Source organism: Streptomyces sp. Act143 (genome assembly GCF_003143935.1).
Lineage (GTDB): Bacteria > Actinomycetota > Actinomycetes > Streptomycetales > Streptomycetaceae > Streptomyces.
In genome coordinates this window covers 6,044,620-6,061,515 of sequence record NZ_QFRX01000001.1, presented here as the reverse complement: position 1 = coordinate 6,061,515, position 16,896 = coordinate 6,044,620, and the positions used below count along the sequence as shown (strand labels likewise).

At 71.7% G+C, this 16,896-nt stretch carries 12 protein-coding genes; 4 read left to right on the top strand and 8 right to left on the bottom strand.

The window, feature by feature from the left end; genetic code table 11:
- Positions 1-7: 7 nt before the first annotated feature.
- Both DI272_RS27700 and DI272_RS27695 read right to left on the bottom strand, forming a co-directional pair.
- Positions 8-2,818, bottom strand: coding sequence for a protein kinase (locus DI272_RS27700; protein ID WP_109497936.1), 2,811 nt, complete (start codon positions 2,816-2,818; stop codon positions 8-10).
- Positions 2,819-2,993: 175 nt separating this feature from the next.
- Complete coding sequence (locus DI272_RS27695; RefSeq protein WP_109497935.1) at positions 2,994-5,117, bottom strand: serine/threonine-protein kinase; 2,124 nt, start codon at positions 5,115-5,117, stop codon at positions 2,994-2,996.
- Positions 5,118-5,378: 261 nt separating this feature from the next.
- Between DI272_RS27695 and DI272_RS27690 the strand changes: the two genes are divergently transcribed.
- A complete protein-coding gene (locus tag DI272_RS27690) occupies positions 5,379-6,422 on the top strand; it encodes a serine hydrolase (protein ID WP_109497934.1) in 1,044 nt (347 codons plus the stop codon).
- A 185-nt stretch (positions 6,423-6,607) separates the two neighbouring features.
- Here the strand turns inward: DI272_RS27690 and DI272_RS27685 are convergent, their stop codons facing one another.
- Entirely contained in the window at positions 6,608-8,314 is a 1,707-nt protein-coding gene (locus DI272_RS27685) for a glycerol-3-phosphate dehydrogenase/oxidase (protein WP_109497933.1), read from the bottom strand.
- Positions 8,315-8,636: 322 nt separating this feature from the next.
- Here DI272_RS27685 and DI272_RS27680 point away from each other — a divergent pair, with 322 nt between their 5' ends.
- The gene (locus tag DI272_RS27680) at positions 8,637-9,848 is read left to right on the top strand and encodes a nucleotide sugar dehydrogenase (protein ID WP_109497932.1); all 1,212 of its coding nucleotides are present in this window, start codon (positions 8,637-8,639) and stop codon (positions 9,846-9,848) included.
- A 135-nt stretch (positions 9,849-9,983) separates the two neighbouring features.
- Here the strand turns inward: DI272_RS27680 and DI272_RS27675 are convergent, their stop codons facing one another.
- The 4 genes from DI272_RS27675 to DI272_RS27660 form a co-directional block, all read right to left on the bottom strand.
- Positions 9,984-11,108 carry a GuaB3 family IMP dehydrogenase-related protein gene (locus DI272_RS27675; RefSeq protein WP_109497931.1) on the bottom strand — a complete coding sequence of 375 codons (1,125 nt, stop codon included), beginning with the start codon at positions 11,106-11,108 and terminating at the stop codon, positions 9,984-9,986.
- A 104-nt stretch (positions 11,109-11,212) separates the two neighbouring features.
- Positions 11,213-12,718, bottom strand: a complete 1,506-nt coding sequence (gene guaB / locus DI272_RS27670) for an IMP dehydrogenase (RefSeq protein WP_109497930.1) — start codon at positions 12,716-12,718, stop codon at positions 11,213-11,215.
- A 182-nt stretch (positions 12,719-12,900) separates the two neighbouring features.
- Positions 12,901-13,476: a sigma-70 family RNA polymerase sigma factor gene (locus tag DI272_RS27665; RefSeq protein WP_059192858.1), complete on the bottom strand. Its 576-nt coding sequence runs from the start codon at positions 13,474-13,476 to the stop codon at positions 12,901-12,903.
- 295 nt (positions 13,477-13,771) lie between these two features.
- The gene (locus DI272_RS27660) at positions 13,772-14,383 is read right to left on the bottom strand and encodes a response regulator transcription factor (protein WP_003948568.1); all 612 of its coding nucleotides are present in this window, start codon (positions 14,381-14,383) and stop codon (positions 13,772-13,774) included.
- Between the two features lie 381 nt (positions 14,384-14,764).
- On the opposite strand from DI272_RS27660, the gene DI272_RS27655 reads away from it, so the two are divergent.
- Positions 14,765-15,094 carry a WhiB family transcriptional regulator gene (locus DI272_RS27655; protein WP_109497929.1) on the top strand — a complete coding sequence of 110 codons (330 nt, stop codon included), beginning with the start codon at positions 14,765-14,767 and terminating at the stop codon, positions 15,092-15,094.
- Positions 15,095-15,202: 108 nt separating this feature from the next.
- On the opposite strand, the gene DI272_RS27650 is transcribed toward DI272_RS27655, so the two are convergent.
- Positions 15,203-16,111 (bottom strand): LysR family transcriptional regulator, encoded by a 909-nt coding sequence (locus DI272_RS27650; RefSeq protein WP_109497928.1) that lies wholly within the window; start codon positions 16,109-16,111, stop codon positions 15,203-15,205.
- A gap of 81 nt (positions 16,112-16,192) precedes the next feature.
- On the opposite strand from DI272_RS27650, the gene DI272_RS27645 reads away from it, so the two are divergent.
- Positions 16,193-16,870 carry an MOSC domain-containing protein gene (locus tag DI272_RS27645; protein ID WP_109501067.1) on the top strand — a complete coding sequence of 226 codons (678 nt, stop codon included), beginning with the start codon at positions 16,193-16,195 and terminating at the stop codon, positions 16,868-16,870.
- Positions 16,871-16,896: the final 26 nt, after the last annotated feature.

The following is a 16,896-nucleotide window of genomic DNA, read 5'->3' as shown; positions in this document are numbered from 1 at the left end:
AGCGCGCTCAGCCGGTCACTTCGTACGTCGCCGCCGCCTGTTCGTACAGCCGCGTGACCTCGTCCCGCTCCGCCTCGGGGCCGCGCACCTGCACCACGTGGTACTTCCCGCCGACGAGGATCGCCAGATTGCGCACGAACAGCTCCCGTCCCGCGCTGTCGGTCCAGGTGAACTGCCCCTCGGCCATGGTCCTCCCGCCCACCGAGATCGTCTTCAGCCCGGAGGCGCTGGCCCAACTGGAGTTCCGGTAGGGCTGCAGTTCGGCCTCGTCCTCCCGCTGGTACGCCATGGGGTCCTCGCCGAACTCGTCCGCGCCGTCCCGCCCGGGTACGAGGATCAGGTCGAAGTCGCCGTGCGAGTACACCACCTGACCGCGGCCGTTCTCCGGCGTACGGTCCCAGCCGTCGGCCACGGCGACGCGGAAACCGGCGGCGTCGGAGCGCAGGGTGAAGCCGTCGGCGACGTCGGGGCCGGCACTGGACTGCGGCTCGGCGGAACCGGATGCGTCGTCGTCCGCCTTCGGGGTGGTCTGCTCGGGCCGGGGCTCACTGCTGGCGTCCTGGCCGCCGCTCTGTCCGCCGTCCTGCTGCGGCGCCTCGCTGACCTCACCGGCGGCACCGGTCCGGTCCGAGGCTCCCGCGCCGTCCGTCGAGTCGGTCTTCGGCATGAACAGCATGGCGTACGCGATCGCCCCCGCCATCAGCAGCAGCACGAGCAGCAGCAGCGTGCGGCCGAGGCGGCGCGGGGAACGTTCCTCCTGCCGACCGGTCTTGGCGCGCTTGTGCCGTCCGTGCGCACTGGTCGCGGGCAGCCCGGCGCGCCGCCTGCGCACCAGCTCCCCGCGCCGCCGTACGACGGGCAGTCGGCTGCCCTCGACGGGCGGCGCGGCGACGACGTGCGCGCCCGCCTCCGGCTCCGGCGCGGACCGCACGAGCGAGCGCAGCCAGCCCCGCAGCTCCTCGAAGTCCAGCCGCTCGGTGGGGTCCTGACGCAGCAGCGACTCCACGACCGGCCGGAGCGGTCCGCACTCCTCTGCGAAGGCCGGCGGCTCGGCGCACACCATCTGCACCAGCTCCGCGGTCGACTCCTCCGGATACGGCGCGTGCCCCTGCACGGCCCGGAACAGCAGTGCGCCCAGCGCCCACAGGTCGGTCGCGGGCCCGATCGGCGCGGCCAGCTGCCAGTTCTCGTGCACCGGCCCGGCCTGCTCCGGCGCCCAGCGCTCGGTCACCGGTCCGACCACGGCCATCCTGGCCTGCCGCGCCCGCTCGGCGGCCAGCGCGGTGGCGGGGCCACGGGGCGCGGGCGCGGCGGCGACGAGCTCGTCCCAACGGCTCGGGGCGGGCGCGGACTCGGGAACGCGCGGTGTGTGGCCGGCGCCCGCGGGGGGCAGTGCGGCCGTACGGCCCTGCCCTGCGGTCGGCAGCGCGGCACCGCCGCCACGGGGAGCGGCCCCGTGCCAGGAACCGGCCCGCACGCCATAGGGGTCGGCTATCTGCCCCGGAGGGACGGCACCAGGCCGCCCCCGCTCCTCCCGTCCGGGCGCGACGGCACCGTCCAGCGGAGAACCGGAACCGGGCACGCCGTGCCCACCCGTGCCGGACAGGGCCTGTCCACCGGGGTTTGGATGGGGCTGTCCAGCGGGGCTGGGTACGGCCCATCCGTCAGGGTCATGGCCGGGGTCGTGGCCGGGGAAGGCCCTGGTCGCGGGCGCGCCGCCGAGGCCGGGGACACCCCCCGTCCCGCCTGGTGCGGCCCCCGTCGCGGAGGTGCCTTCTTCCGGTGCCGGGCGGGCTCCGGGCAGGGCGGCGTGGCCGTTCTGCTGGGCCTCCTGGACGCGGGCGGCGGCCCGTGCGCCCGCGCGATACGCGGCGATCGCTCCTGCCCGCGCCGCCCGCACGTCACCGCCGGTCGTCTCCACGGCCCGGCGCTCCACCGCGCCCGACCCGCCCGTACCGCCCGTACCGCCCGTCGTGTCATTGCCGAGCCCCGGCAGCCCCCCGGCCTCCCGAGCCTCGATGGCCGCCCGCCGCGCGGCCTCGGGATCCATGGCACCCACGGGCCCGGCGGCACCACGCGCCCCGCCGGTCCCGGTCACACGCCCCGGACCCCCGAACGTCCCCGGCACATCCGTCCCACCAGACGCGCCCGTCCCCCGCGCGACGCCACCGCCCCCGTCACCCTCAGGAGCGGGCACCGGGTCGTACCCGCACAGCGCCTCCTCCGCCGCGCCGACCGCCAGCCCGGTCAGCATCACACGGCCGTCGTCGCAGACGAGGACGGTACGGGCGGTGATGTTCCGGTGCACCCAGCCGTGCGCGTGCAGCACCCGCAGGGCCATCAGCACGTCGGAGGCGACCTCGGCCGCCCGGTAGGGCGTCAGCGGCTTCTCCGCGAGGAGCGCCGCCAGGGGCCGCGCGGCCACCAACTCGCTGACGATCCACAGCGACCCGCCCTCGGCGAACACGTCGAAGACCTGGTCGAGCCGCGGATGGTCGGGTATCTGCGCGGCGGCCTGCGCGGCCTCCACAGCGCGCCGCACGGCCGGGTCGGTCGGCCGTCGCGTACTGGTCCGCGCCGCCGCCCCGGCCCGCCGAACTCCCCTGTCCCGCGGGTCCCTTGCCGTGAAACCGTCGGGCAGCCCCTCGGCGTCGAGCACCTCGGCCTCGACGACCTCCGGCAACGGCACCTGCCTGACCAGGACTTCCTGCCCGCTGTAGGTGTCAAAGGCCCGGGTCTCGGTGAGTTCGTACTCGTCGGAAGGGGGCAGCGGCAGGCGGTAGCGGTCGGCGAGTACCCGTCCCGCATAGTCGTCCACGTTGCCTCCCCCGGCAGCCCGGTCGGTCAAATCCGTTCGCCCCGCGTCCCGTTCCGTACCCATACCTGGATGCGTACGGTCCGCAAGCACTCACGATACGTGCCGGAGGCAACCCGCAAAGAGGGGATGCCAGATCTCATGTCCGAAACGCGGAACCGGTCACCCCACGGTCACTTCACGATTTCGGTTCGAACGTCTTCGCGAGCGTCTGCCAGGTGTCCTTACGCAGCTCGCTGCCCCAATTGGCGGCTTTCGCCGTGTACATCAACCCATATCCGAGATGGTCGTTGACGACGAACCCCCGGTCGATGGACCGGTACTTCGTCCCGCGCTCCACATAGGTGAACTCCCAGTCGGCCGCGAGCCAGCCCCGGTAGTCCACCTTCGCTATGCGGATCCGGTCGTACTGGGAACGCACCATGTACCGCTCCTGGGCCTCCCAGTCCGCCACCGGGTCGTCCTTCGGTGTGGACGTCCAGCCGACCAGCAGCTTCTGCCCGTCGGGACCGGTGAAACGATCCCCCGCCGACCCCGAGGACTGGAACTTCCAGCCCTTGGGCAACCCGATCGAGTACCCCTGCCCGCCCTTGTACGTCTTCACCGCGATGCTGCCACCGTCGGCGGCACCGCTCCCGTCGCTGCCGCCGGTCGCGGTGGGACTGTTGCTCGGGGTGCCCTGGGACGGGGCTCCGGCCTCCGCCGACTGGCTCGCCCGGCCGTCCGTCTGGGCACCGCCGCCCTGGTCCTCCTTGGTGGAGGCACGCGCGCTCGCACTGGCGGAGGACTTGGCGCCGCCGCCACCCGCGGAGTCGGCGGACGAGTCGTCGTCCCCGCCGAATGTGAACGCCAGCACGGCCGCGACCACGGCGAGCACGACGGCCACCGCGATGATCACCAACGTCCGCCGGGGCACCACATCGGTGAGCGGCGCCCTCGGCACCGGCCGCGGAGGCAGATCCGGCGGCGTCATCACGGGCCACCCCGAACTCCGCCCGCCAGTCCCCGTACCCGCGGTGCTCGCCGAGCCCGCCCCGCCCGCAGCACCGGCACCACGGACACCGGCATCACGGGCACCCGCACCACCGGCCCCGGAACCACCCACGCCGACCGAGCCGGAGCCCGAACCCGCACCCGGGCCCGAAGCCACACCGCCACCGACTCCGGCACCCGTCCCGGAAGCCGGCCCACCGGTGACACCAGCGCCGGTACCAGTACCAGCGGCCGTAGCGGCTGCTGCGCCGCCCGAACTGCCCTTACCGGCCCCGGTCTTGGCCCGGGAAGCAGCCGCGGCCCCGACCGCCCCGGCCGCGCCCGCCGCCTTCCGCACGGAACGCAGCGCCCCCCGCAGCCGCTCCCCGGCGTCCCCCGCACCCCGATCGGGCTGCGGAGGCAGCGGCACGACCTTCGTCGCGTCCGGCGCCGGCTCCGGCTCGCCCGCCTTCGGCTCGGGCGCGTGGATCACCGCGTTGAGCATCACGCGGGCACCGGCGTCGTCGAGCCGCTTCTCGGGGTCCTTGGTCAGCAGGCCGTAGATGACGTCCTTCAGCGGCCCCGCGTTCTTCGGCTCCTCCAGCGGCTCGGTCATCACCGCGGTGAGCGTCGCGATCGCGGACCCCTTGTCGTACGGCGGCACACCTTCCACCGACGCGTACAGCAGTCCGCCCAGCGACCACAGGTCGGCCGCGGGACCCGGCTTGTGCCCGCGGGCACGCTCCGGGGAGATGTAGGAGGGCGCGCCGACCAGCATGCCGGTCGAGGTGATGGACGGGTCGCCCTCGACCTGCGCGATGCCGAAGTCGGTGAGCACGACCCGGCCGTCCTCGGAGATCAGCACATTGGACGGTTTCACGTCCCGGTGCAGGATGCCCTCGCGGTGCGCCGAGCGCAGCACGTCGAGCACCGCGAGCCCGACCTCCGCGGCACGCCTCGGCTCCAGCAGGCCGTCCTCACGGATCACCTCCGCCAGCGACTTGCCCTCGACGAGCTCCATCACGATCCACGGCCGGTCGTCCTCGTCGACCACGTCGAAGACCGTCACCGCGCTGTTGTTGCGGATCCGCGCGATCGCCTTGGCCTCCCGCAGCGTGCGCGTGATCAGCCGGCGCTTCTCCTCCTCGTCGATGTTGGAGGGGAACCGCAGTTCCTTCACGGCGACGATCCGGCCCAGGGTCTCGTCCTCGGCGCGCCACACCGTGCCCATGCCGCCGCGGCCGAGCACTGCTCCCAACCGGTACCGCCCGGCGAGGAGACGTTCGCTCTTGTCCTGACGGGATGCCCCCGCCCGCTCCGCCTCCGACATGCGTCCCCTCATACAACCCGCCCTGACAGAGCCTCCATTGTCCCTCACCCGACAAGTGCCCAACGCCCAGGGTGCCCCTGACGACAAGCCGACCATCAGGGCGACCGGCCCCTCACAGCGCGTGGCGGCCACGCACCCCAAAGGCACCCCAAAGCCGCCTCAAAGACACCCTGACCCCACCCCGTGTCTCTCGTTCCAGGACCACCGGACGCTCATTTTCGGCCACCATGGATGATGGGCCGCGACACAGGAGGACCCGCCATGCCACCGTTTCGGACACTGCTGGCCGTACCCCTGTCCGTGGCGCTCCTCGCCCTCACCCCGACCGCCTCCTCCGCCCCCGCCACCGCACCGACGGACACGGTCCTCCCGCTGCTGCTCACCACGGGCAGGGCACCGGCCGCCGCCCTGCTGGCCCGCGAGGAGACCGGAACGCATTACGCCGAGGCCGGGCCAGGCATCGCCCGCGCCGACCACTTCCGCGCCGGCAGCATCACGAAGTCGTTCATCGCGACCGTGATCCTCCAACTGGCCGCGGAACACCGGCTGTCTCTGTCCGACACCGTCGACCAGCACCTGCCGGGCCTGGTGCGCGGAACCGGCAACGACGGCCGCACGCTGACCCTGCGCGCCCTGCTCACCCACACCAGCGGCCTGTACGACTTCACCGTGGACACCCGCGGACTGATTCCCCTCTCCCCTCTTCAGGCCGTGGGCATCGCGCTCACCCACCCGCCGTCCCACCCCGGCCGCTACTCCTACTCGAACACCAACTACGTGGTCCTCGGCATGGTCATCGAGCAGGTCACGGGCCACTCCTACGCCTCCGAGGCCGTGCACCGCATCCTCATTCCGCTGCGCCTGACCGGCACCTCCTTCCCTGGTTCACGCGTTTCCCTCCCCGCTCCGCACGGCCGCGCCCACGACACCGACGGCACCGATGTCACCGAGCTCGACCCGCGGGCGGCCGGGGCCGCGGGCGAGCTGGTGACCACCCTCGCCGATCTGGACCGCTTCTACGCGGCGCTCCTCGGCGGCCGGCTGCTGCCCCCGCACTGGCTGCGCGAGATGCTCGACACCCGTGCCGCACACGGCCTGTACGGCATGGGGCTGTTTCCGGTGAAGCTGCCGTGCGGCACGACGGTGTGGGGGCACAACGGCCGTATCGCCGGCAGCTACGTGCGCACCGCGGCCACCGTCGGCGGTCGTCGTGTCCTCACCTTCCGCGTGAACACGACCGCGATCGCAGACCCCGACCTCGAACCGGCCCTGCTCGCCGCCGAGTTCTGCCCCCGCACCTCGTAGAACGCCCGGGTTCCGAACGAAGATCCCGACTCGCGACACCCGTTCGAGTGAACTCGATCCACCGCGAAGCCCGGCCAGAGACCGGGCTCGCGAAGAGGCGCACCCAAGCAGCTCCCGGCCATGAGCCCCGCACCCGAAAAGGCCTCGCCGACGAAGCTCCGCCGGCGAGGCCCACCACCAATCCTCTACAACGGCACGATGTCCGGCGCCCCCAACCGCGCCGCGTCCGCCGTCAGATCGTCCGGCTGCCGCTGCGACTCCCGCTCGGCCTCCACCCGCTTCTCGTAGTGCTCGACCTCGCGCTCGATCTGGTCCTTGTCCCAGCCCAGCACCGGCGCCATCAGCTCCGCGGCCTCGCGTGCGCTCCGGGTGCCCCGGTCGAAGGTCTCGATGGAGATGCGGGTGCGCCGGGTCAGCACGTCGTCCAGATGCCGCGCCCCCTCGTGCGAGGCGGCGTAGACGACCTCGGCGCGCAGGTAGTCCTCGGCGGCGGCCAGCGGCTCGCCCAGCGAGGGATTCGCCGCGATGAGCGCCAGAACCTCCTCGGCCAGCGAGCCGAATCGGTTCAGCAGGTGCTCCACCCGCACCACGTGCAGCCCCGTCCGCGCGGCGATCCGCGCTCGCGCGTTCCACAGCGCCCGGTACCCCTCGGCACCCAGCAGCGGCACGTCCTCCGTGACGCACTCCGCGACCCGCAGGTCGAGCCCGTGCACCGCCTCGTCCACCGCGTCCTTGGCCATGACCCGGTACGTCGTGTACTTGCCGCCCGCCACCACCACGAGGCCCGGCACGGGGTGGGCCACGGTGTGCTCGCGGGACAGCTTGCTCGTGGCGTCCGACTCGCCGGCCAGCAGCGGCCTGAGGCCCGCGTACACGCCCTGGACGTCGTCCCGCGTCAACGGCACCGCGAGCACCGAGTTGACGTGCTCCAGCAGATAGTCGATGTCCGCGCTGGACGCGGCCGGATGCGCCTTGTCGAGGTCCCAGTCGGTGTCCGTCGTGCCGATGATCCAGTGCCGCCCCCACGGGATGACGAACAGCACGGACTTCTCGGTGCGCAGGATCAGCCCGGACGTGGAGTGGATGCGGTCCTTAGGGACGACGAGGTGGATGCCCTTGGAGGCGCGGACGTGGAACTGCCCGCGCTCGCCCACCATGGCCTGGGTGTCGTCGGTCCACACGCCCGTGGCGTTGACGATCTGCTTGGCACGGATCTCGTACTCCCCGCCGGCCTCGACGTCCTGCACGCGCGCGCCGACGACCCGCTCGCCCTCGCGCAGGAATCCCGTCACGCGCGCGCGGTTGGCGACCGTCGCGCCGTAAGCCGCCGCCGTGCGCACGAGGGTGGCCACGAAGCGGGCGTCGTCCATCTGGGCGTCGTAGTACTGCAACGCGCCGACCAGGGCGTCCTTCTTCAACGCGGGTGCGACCCGCAGGGCGTGACGGCGGCTCAGGTGACGGTGCATCGGCAGCCCGCGGCCGTGCCCGCGGGCCATCGACATCGTGTCGTAGAGCGCGACGCCCGAACCGGCGTACAGCCGCTCCCAGCCCTTGTGCTGCAGCGGATACAGGAAGGGCACCGGCTTCACCAGATGCGGGGCGAGCCGCTCCAGCAGCAGGCCGCGCTCCTTCAGCGCCTCCCTCACCAACGCGAAGTCGAGCATCTCCAGATAACGCAGGCCGCCGTGAACGAGCTTGCTCGACCGGCTGGAGGTGCCCGACGCCCAGTCACGCGCCTCGACCAGGCCGACGGACAGCCCGCGCGTGACGGCGTCCAGGGCAGTCCCGGCACCGACCACACCGCCGCCCACCACCAGTAGGTCCAGCTCACGCTCGGCCATGGAGGCGAGTGCCTCGGCCCGCTGCGCCGGCCCCAGTGTCGCTGTCCTCACCGCTGCCTCCCGCTGTCGGTCACGCCGGTCACGCCGCTTCAGGAGTGACCCGGTCCGTATCCCTCATGCCCAAATTCTGACCGGCTTGCCCGACTTCAGCCACCAGTCGCTCCCAGCCTGTGGACAACTTCCACAGGATGTGGCCCGGAGTTCGAGAGATCCCAGGGGAAGACACAAGGAATCAATCTCGTATTTCGGTCAGATTTACTCCTAGTCTGACATTGCGCTCGCTCATCCTGTCCACAGGGCTTGCGCACCTGTCCCGCTTCGGTTACTCAGCCTCGGCTCTCCCGCTTCGGCTCTGGGAAGGACGGTCCACGCCATGCCCGCAGATCTCGCCGTCATCGGACTCGGCCCCTACGGACTCCCCCTGGCCCAGGCCGCCGTCGCAGCCGGCATCCCCACGCTCGGCTACCGCACCGGGCCGGAGGCCGGCTCCCTCACCCCCGCCGAACTGCGCCGGATGCTCTCGGGGGGCTTCCGGCCCGCCACCTCACCCGCCGAACTCGGCCGCGTCCGCACCGCCGTCATCTGCGCCCCGACACCGCGCGCCGCCGACGGCGGCCTCGACCTCACCCAGGTGGAGTCCGCGGCCCGCACCCTCGCCGCGCAGCTGCGCCCGCACACCACGGTCATCCTGGAGTCCCCGGTACTCCCCGGCACCACCGAGGATTTCCTGCGCACCCTCCTCGAAGAGGGCTCCCGCCTCCGCGCGGGCCGCGACTTCCACCTCGCCTACTCCCCCAGCCGGGTCGACCCCGGCAACCGCGACTTCACCCCCGCCAACACCCCCAAGGTGATCGGCGGCCTGACCCCCGCCTGCACCGAGTCCGCTGCCGCCTTCTACTCACGCCTCACCGACAAGGTGGTACGCGCGCGTGGACCGCGCGAGGCGGAGACCGTGCAGCTCCTGGAGACCAACTACCGGCACGTCAACATCGCCCTCGTCAACGAGATGGCCGTCCTCTGCCACGACCTCGGCGTCGACCTGTGGGACGTGATCCGCTGCGCGGAGACCAAGCCCTTCGGCTTCCAGTCCTTCCGCCCCGGCCCCGGCGTCGGCGGCCACGCGGCCCCGCAGGACCTCACCGGCGCCCCCGTCGGCCGCGGCCTGCGGATGGTCGAACTCGCCCAGCAGGTCAACAGCCAGATGCCGCGTTACGCCGTCCAGCGCGCCGCGACCCTCCTCAACGAGCACGGCAAGTCGGCCCGAGGCGCCCGCGTCCTGCTCCTGGGCGTCACCTACAAGCCCGACCTCGCCGACCAACAGGCCACCCCCGCCCGCGAGATCGCGGTCCGGCTGATGGAGCTCGGCGCCTCGGTCAGCTACCACGACCCGCACGTCCCTTCCTGGAACGTCCTGGACCGCCCGGTCCCCCGCGCGGACTCCCTCTACGAGGCCGCCGCCGACGCGGACCTGACGATCCTGCTCCAGCACCACCGCACGTACGACCTCCAGGGCCTGTCGGTGAAGGCACAGCTGCTGCTGGACACCCGGGGCGCGACCCCGACGGGGGCGGCACACCGCCTCTGAGAAGCACGGGATCGTCACCGCACGGCACACGGCACGCGTGAAGGCCCGCCCACCTCCCCGGTGGACGGGCCTTCACGCACGGTCCGCGACCGCACCGTGCGACAGCACGGATGTCCGGATGTGCGGCTGTACGACCTACCGCTTGTGCTGCGAGTCCGCGACCGTCACCTCGACGCGCTGGAACTCCTTGAGCTCGCTGTACCCGGTCGTGGCCATGGCGCGGCGCAGGGCGCCGAAGAAGTTCATCGAGCCGTCCGGGATGTGCGACGGGCCGGTCAGGACCTCCTCGATGGTGCCGACCGTGCCGAGGTCGACCTTCTTGCCGCGCGGCAGCTCCTCGTTCACCGCCTCCATGCCCCAGTGGTGGCCGCGGCCCGGCGCGTCCGTGGCACGGGCGAGCGGGGAGCCCATCATCACGGCGTCCGCGCCGCAGGCGATCGCCTTGGGGAGATCGCCGGACCAGCCGACACCGCCGTCGGCGATCACGTGCACGTACCGGCCGCCGGACTCGTCCATGTAGTCACGGCGGGCCGCCGCCACGTCGGCGACGGCGGTCGCCATGGGCACCTGGATGCCGAGCACGTTCCGCGTCGTGTGCGCGGCGCCGCCGCCGAAGCCGACCAGGACACCCGCGGCACCGGTGCGCATCAGGTGCAGGGCCGCGGTGTACGTGGCGCAGCCGCCGACGATCACCGGGACGTCGAGCTCGTAGATGAACTGCTTCAGGTTCAGCGGCTCGTGCGAACCCGACACGTGCTCCGCCGAGACCGTCGTACCGCGGATGACGAAGATGTCCACGCCCGCGTCCACGACCGCCTTGGAGAACTGCGCCGTGCGCTGCGGGGAGAGCGCCGCCGCCGTGACCACGCCGGAGTCGCGCACCTCCTTGATGCGCGCGCCGATCAGCTCCTCCTTGATGGGGGCGGAGTAGATCTCCTGGAGGCGGCGGGTGGCGGTCTCGGCGTCCAGCCCCGCGATCTCGTCGAGCAGCGGCTGCGGGTCCTCGTACCGCGTCCACAGACCTTCGAGGTTCAGCACGCCCAGGCCGCCGAGCTCGCCGATGCGGATGGCGGTGGCCGGGGAGACGACCGAGTCCATGGGGGCGGCCAGGAACGGCAGCTCGAAGCGGTAGGCGTCGATCTGCCAGGCGATCGAGACCTCCTTCGGGTCGCGCGTACGACGGCTGGGGACGACGGCGATGTCGTCGAAGGCGTACGCCCGGCGGCCGCGCTTGCCGCGCCCGATCTCGATCTCAGTCACGTGGGTGGCCTTTCGTGATGCGTTTCAGCGTCTTCCAGTATCCCCGACGGGTACGACAAGGGCGGCCCCGGATGCTCCGGAGCCGCCCTGGGGAGACCTGCGGACTACTTACGGCTGTAGTTCGGCGCCTCGACCGTCATCTGGATGTCGTGCGGGTGCGACTCCTTCAGGCCCGCCGACGTGATGCGGACGAACCGGCCGTTGGCCTGGAGCTCCGGCACGGTCCTGCCGCCGACGTAGAACATCGACTGGCGCAGGCCGCCGACCAGCTGGTGGACGACCGAGGAGAGCGGGCCGCGGTAGGGCACCTGGCCCTCGATGCCCTCGGGGACCAGCTGCTCGTCGGAGGCGACGCCCTCCTGGAAGTAGCGGTCCTTGGAGAAGGACTTGCGGTCGCCGCGGGACTGCATGGCGCCGAGCGAGCCCATGCCGCGGTACGACTTGAACTGCTTGCCGTTGATGAACAGCAGCTCGCCCGGGGACTCCTCGCAGCCGGCGAGCAGCGAGCCCAGCATCACGGTGTCGGCGCCCGCGACGAGCGCCTTGGCGATGTCGCCGGAGTACTGGAGGCCACCGTCGCCGATGACCGGGATGCCGGCCTCCTTGGCGGCCAGCGAGGCCTCGTAGATGGCCGTGACCTGCGGGACGCCGATGCCGGCGACGACGCGGGTGGTGCAGATGGAGCCGGGGCCGACGCCGACCTTGATGCCGTCCACGCCGGAGTCGATGAGCGCCTGGGCGCCGTCACGGGTGGCGATGTTGCCGCCGATGACGTCCACGCGCGTGTGGTTGGACTTGATCTTGGCGACCATGTCGCCGACCAGCCGGGAGTGGCCGTGCGCGGTGTCGACGACGATGAAGTCGACGCCCGCCTCGATCAGGGCCTGGGCGCGCTCGAAGGCGTCACCGGCGACACCGACCGCGGCACCGACGAGCAGGCGGCCCTCGGCGTCCTTCGCGGCGCTCGGGTACTTCTCGGCCTTGACGAAGTCCTTGACGGTGATGAGGCCCTTGAGGACGCCCTCGTCGTCGACCAGCGGAAGCTTCTCGATCTTGTGCTTGCGCAGCAGCTCCATGGCCTCGACGCCGGAGATGCCGACCTTGCCGGTGACCAGCGGCATCGGCGTCATGACCTCGCGGACCCGGCGGGTGCGGTCGCTCTCGAAGGCCATGTCGCGGTTGGTGACGATGCCGAGCAGCTTCTTGCTCGGGTCGGTGACCGGGACGCCGCTGATGCGGAACTTGGCGCACAGCGCGTCGGCCTCGGCGAGCGTGGCGTCCGGGTGCACGGTGATCGGGTCGGCCACCATGCCGGACTCGGAGCGCTTGACGAGGTCGACCTGGTTGGCCTGGTCCTCGATGGAGAGGTTGCGGTGCAGTACGCCGACGCCGCCCTGGCGGGCCATCGCGATCGCCATGCGCGACTCGGTGACCTTGTCCATGGCGGCGGACAGCAGCGGGATGTTCACCCGCACGTTCTTGGAGACGTACGAGGCGGTGTCGATCTCGTCGGGCGCCATGTCCGACGCGCCCGGCAGCAGCAGCACGTCGTCGTAGGTCAGCCCGAGTGTCGCGAATTTGGCGGGCACTCCGTCGACGTTTGCAGTCATGACACCTTCCCCAATGGCCTTGATCGGTGCGGATGTCCATGCTAACGGGAAGGAAGGGTCCCGAATTCCACGGTTCCGTCCGGCTACCGGCTTCGTATGTTCGTACGGAACTGAGGTGCGACCTGTTCAACAAAGCCACAAAGCCGGGGAACCGCCGCGAACTGCCGTGCAACTACCGGGGACTACTGCTCTGCGAGCGCTCGCAACCGGCTCAGCGCCCGGTGCTGGGCCACCCGGACCGCGCCCGGTGACATTCCCAACATCTGTCCCGTCTCCTCCGCCGTCAGCCCCACCGCGATCCGCAGCAGCAGCAGCTCCCGCTGGTTCTCGGGCAGATTGGCCAGGAGCTTCTTGGCCCATTCGGCGTCACTGCTGAGCAGCGCCCGCTCCTCGGGGCCGAGGGAGTCGTCGGGCCGCTCGGGCATCTCGTCGGACGGAACGGCCGTGGACCCGGGCCCCCGCATGGCGGCGCGCTGAAGGTCGGCGACCTTGTGGGCGGCGATGGCGAAGACGAAGGCCTCGAAGGGGCGCCCGGTGTCCCGGTAGCGCGGCAGCGCGAGCAGCACCGCGACGCAGACCTCCTGGGCGAGGTCCTCCACGAAGTGACGTGCGTCGCCGGGGAGCCGCGACAGCCGCGTACGGCAGTAGCGCAGCGCCAGTGGGTGGACATGGGCCAGCAGGTCGTGGGTCGCCTGCTCATCCCCGTCGACGGCGCGATGGACAAGCCCACCGATCACCGTCGTCTCGTCCTCGCGCATCGGTCCATGGTGCACTGTGGCCGATTCATCCGTGGCATCGCGCCCGCTGTTGTGCACCGAAGCGTTATGAGCAGGTGCGCCGGAACTCATCTCCTGCGCCCTCCCCTTCCGCTCGACCGACTCGTCCCCGAGAGACTCCACACCTCAAGGATGCGGCATCGGCGCCGAAACAAGCACCGGGCACAGAGGCCCGCGCCCGAAGGGGCGCGGGGCTGCACCATGTGCGGCTCCGCCGCGTGGGCGCGACCAGCCACAACGCACCAGCACCAGAGCGACGGCCCGGACGGCCGGGCTCTCAGCGAACCAGGCCCCACCGGAACCCGAGCGCGACGGCATGCGCCCGGTCGGACGCACCCAGCTTCTTGAACAGCCGTCGCGCATGCGTCTTGACGGTGTCCTCGGACAGGAACAGCTCCCGCCCGATCTCCGCGTTGGACCGCCCGTGGCTCATACCCTCGAGCACCTGGATCTCACGCGCGGTGAGCGTGGGCGCGGCACCCATCTCGGCGGAACGCAGCCGACGCGGGGCGAGCCGCCAGGTCGGGTCGGCCAGGGCCTGCGTCACCGTGGCCCGCAGCTCGGCCCGGGAGGCGTCCTTGTGCAGGTAGCCCCGCGCACCCGCGGCCACCGCGAGCGCGACGCCGTCCAGGTCCTCCGCGACGGTGAGCATGATGATGCGCGCACCGGGGTCGGCGGACAGCAGCCGCCGCACGGTCTCGACGCCGCCCAGTCCGGGCATGCGTACGTCCATCAGGATCAGGTCCGAGCGGTCCGCGCCCCAGCGGCGGAGGACTTCCTCGCCGTTGGCCGCGGTCGTCACGCGCTCGACGCCGGGCACGGTCGCGACCGCGCGGCGGAGCGCCTCTCGGGCAAGCGGGGAGTCGTCGCAGACGAGGACGGATGTCATGGCCGCCCTCCGCAGCTGATGCACGTCACCTTGAGCCTCCAGGCTGGTACGAATCGTCACCTGTGCGGTCGACCGTCTCGGACGCCTGCCCGAGCACTTGTAGCTTCAACCGCCTCCGCACTCTCAACGACGGTCACTCGAAAGAGTTACGGGGCCGTGCGCCGTCTTCGGCACTCTACGTGAGGGCGCGGACACGGTGCAGACATGCAGGGCGGACCCACAACGTTTCATCACAACCGGTGCCCCATTCAGCCCTATTTCTTCCCTTTTGCTGGTGTCTGAGGCTAGATTCGCAATGAGTCATATTTTCATCTCCTTAGATCGTAGATGTACGGTCGTGGACACCGTATCCGCCACAGAACGGCTACAAGGGGTCACGCAATGGCAGATTTCTCCCGCCTTCCCGGACCGAACGCGGACCTGTGGGACTGGCAGCTCCTGGCTGCCTGCCGCGGGGTCGACAGTTCGCTCTTCTTCCATCCGGAGGGCGAGCGCGGTGCGGCGCGGAGCGCTCGTGAGAACTCGGCCAAGGAGGTCTGCATGAGGTGCCCGGTGCGCGCGCAGTGCGCGGCGCACGCGTTGGCGGTGAGAGAGCCGTACGGCGTATGGGGCGGGCTGACCGAGGACGAGCGCGAAGAGCTCATGGGCCGGGCGCGCAACCGCCTGGTGACGGCGGCGTCGAGCGGCGGGCACGCCGTTTCGAACAACTGAAGGAACGTTTCTCCAAAACGGGCACGCGCACGCGTGCCCCTTCACTTTTCCGGGGTTGCTGCCGCTGTACTGGGCCTGCTGCCGCTTTCTACGGGTGTTTGCTGCTCTCTACGGCTGCTGCCGCCCCGCGGCGATCGCGAGCCGGTCCAGCGTCGCCGCCACGGCCGGCACCTGGGCCAGGTCGGGCAGGGTCAGGGCGACGATCTCCCGGCGGACGGCCGGTTCCAGGGTCACCGTGCGTGCGCCCCGGGGCCGTACCGACTCGACGGCGAGCTGCGGCAGGACGGCCACCCCGAGGCCCGCGCCCACCAGGCCGACCACCGCCGGATAGTCGTCGGTCGCGAAGTCGATGCGGGGCGTGAAGCCGGCGCCCTCGCACACCTCCACCAACTGCCCCCGGCAGCGCGGGCATCCGGCGATCCAGGACTCGCGGGCCAGTTCGCCGATGCCGACGGAGGCGACCCGGGCGAGGCGGTGCCGTTCGGGTACGAGGGCGACGAGCCGGTCCCGCAGCAGGGGCCGTACGACGAGGTCCTCCCATTCGTCACCGCCGCCCGCGGCGCCTTCGTACCGGAAGGCGAGCGCGATGTCGCAGTCGCCCGTCCGCAGCATCTCGACGGACTGCGGCGGTTCGGCCTCCTCCAGGGAGACGCGGGTGCCGGGGTGTGCGGCGCGCAGCGCGGCGAGGGCGGTGGGGACAAGGGTGGAGCTGCCGCTGGGGAAGGAGACGAGCCGGACCCGGCCGGCCCGCAGGCCCGCGATCGCGGCGACCTCTTCCTCGGCGGCGGTGAGCCCGGCGAGGATGCCGTTGGCGTGCCGGACGAGGGCCTCGCCCGCCTGCGTCAGCCGCATCTCGCGCCCGCTGCGGACGAGCAGCGGCGTGCCCACGGACGCCTCCAGGGCCTTCATCTGCTGGCTGACGGCGGGCTGGGTGCAGCCCAGTTCGCGACCGGCGGCGGAGAAGGAGCCGGTGGTGGCGACGGCGCGCAGGACGCGGAGATGGCGGGCTTCGATCACAAATCGAGGATAAGGCGTTCTTTGATGCCACGGCTAATAATGCGTAGCGACTTTGATGACCGGCCCTTTACCGTGCCGCTCATGAAGCTTCTCTCTGTGAACCTGGGCCGGGCGAAGGCCGTGCCGTACACGGACAACCCCGAGGGGCTGACCGGGATCGACAAGCAGCCGGTGACGGGGCCGGTGCGGGTGGCGGCGCCCGGGCCGAAGGGGATCGGCGGAAGCGGCCTCGCCGGGGACGACGTGTGCAAGCGGCAGCATCACGGCGGTGACGACCAGGCGGTCTACGCCGTGGCCCGGGAGGATCTGGACGCCTGGGAGCGCGAGTTGGGGCGCGCGCTGGCCAACGGCGCGTTCGGGGAGAACATCACCACGCTCGGTCTGGACGTGTCCGGGGCGCTGATCGGCGAGCGCTGGCGGATCGGGCCCGAGGTGGTGCTGGAGATCACCAGCGCGCGCATTCCCTGCGGCACCTTCCAGGGCCACATGGGCGAGCAGCGGTGGGTGAAGCGGTTCACGGCACAGGGGGCGCCGGGGGCGTATCTGCGGGTGATCGAGCCGGGCGAGTTCCGGGCCGGGGACCCGGTCGAGATCGTGCACCGGCCCGGCCACGACGTCACGGTCGCCCTGGCGTTCCGGGCGACGACCACCGAACGGGCCCTGCTGCCACGGATGTTGGCCGCGGGTGAGGCGCTGCACCCGGAGGTGCGCCGGTCCGCGCACGAATACCTGGAGAAGTACGGGCGGTCCAAGGCCTGACGGCAACCGGACGCATGCGGTCCGGG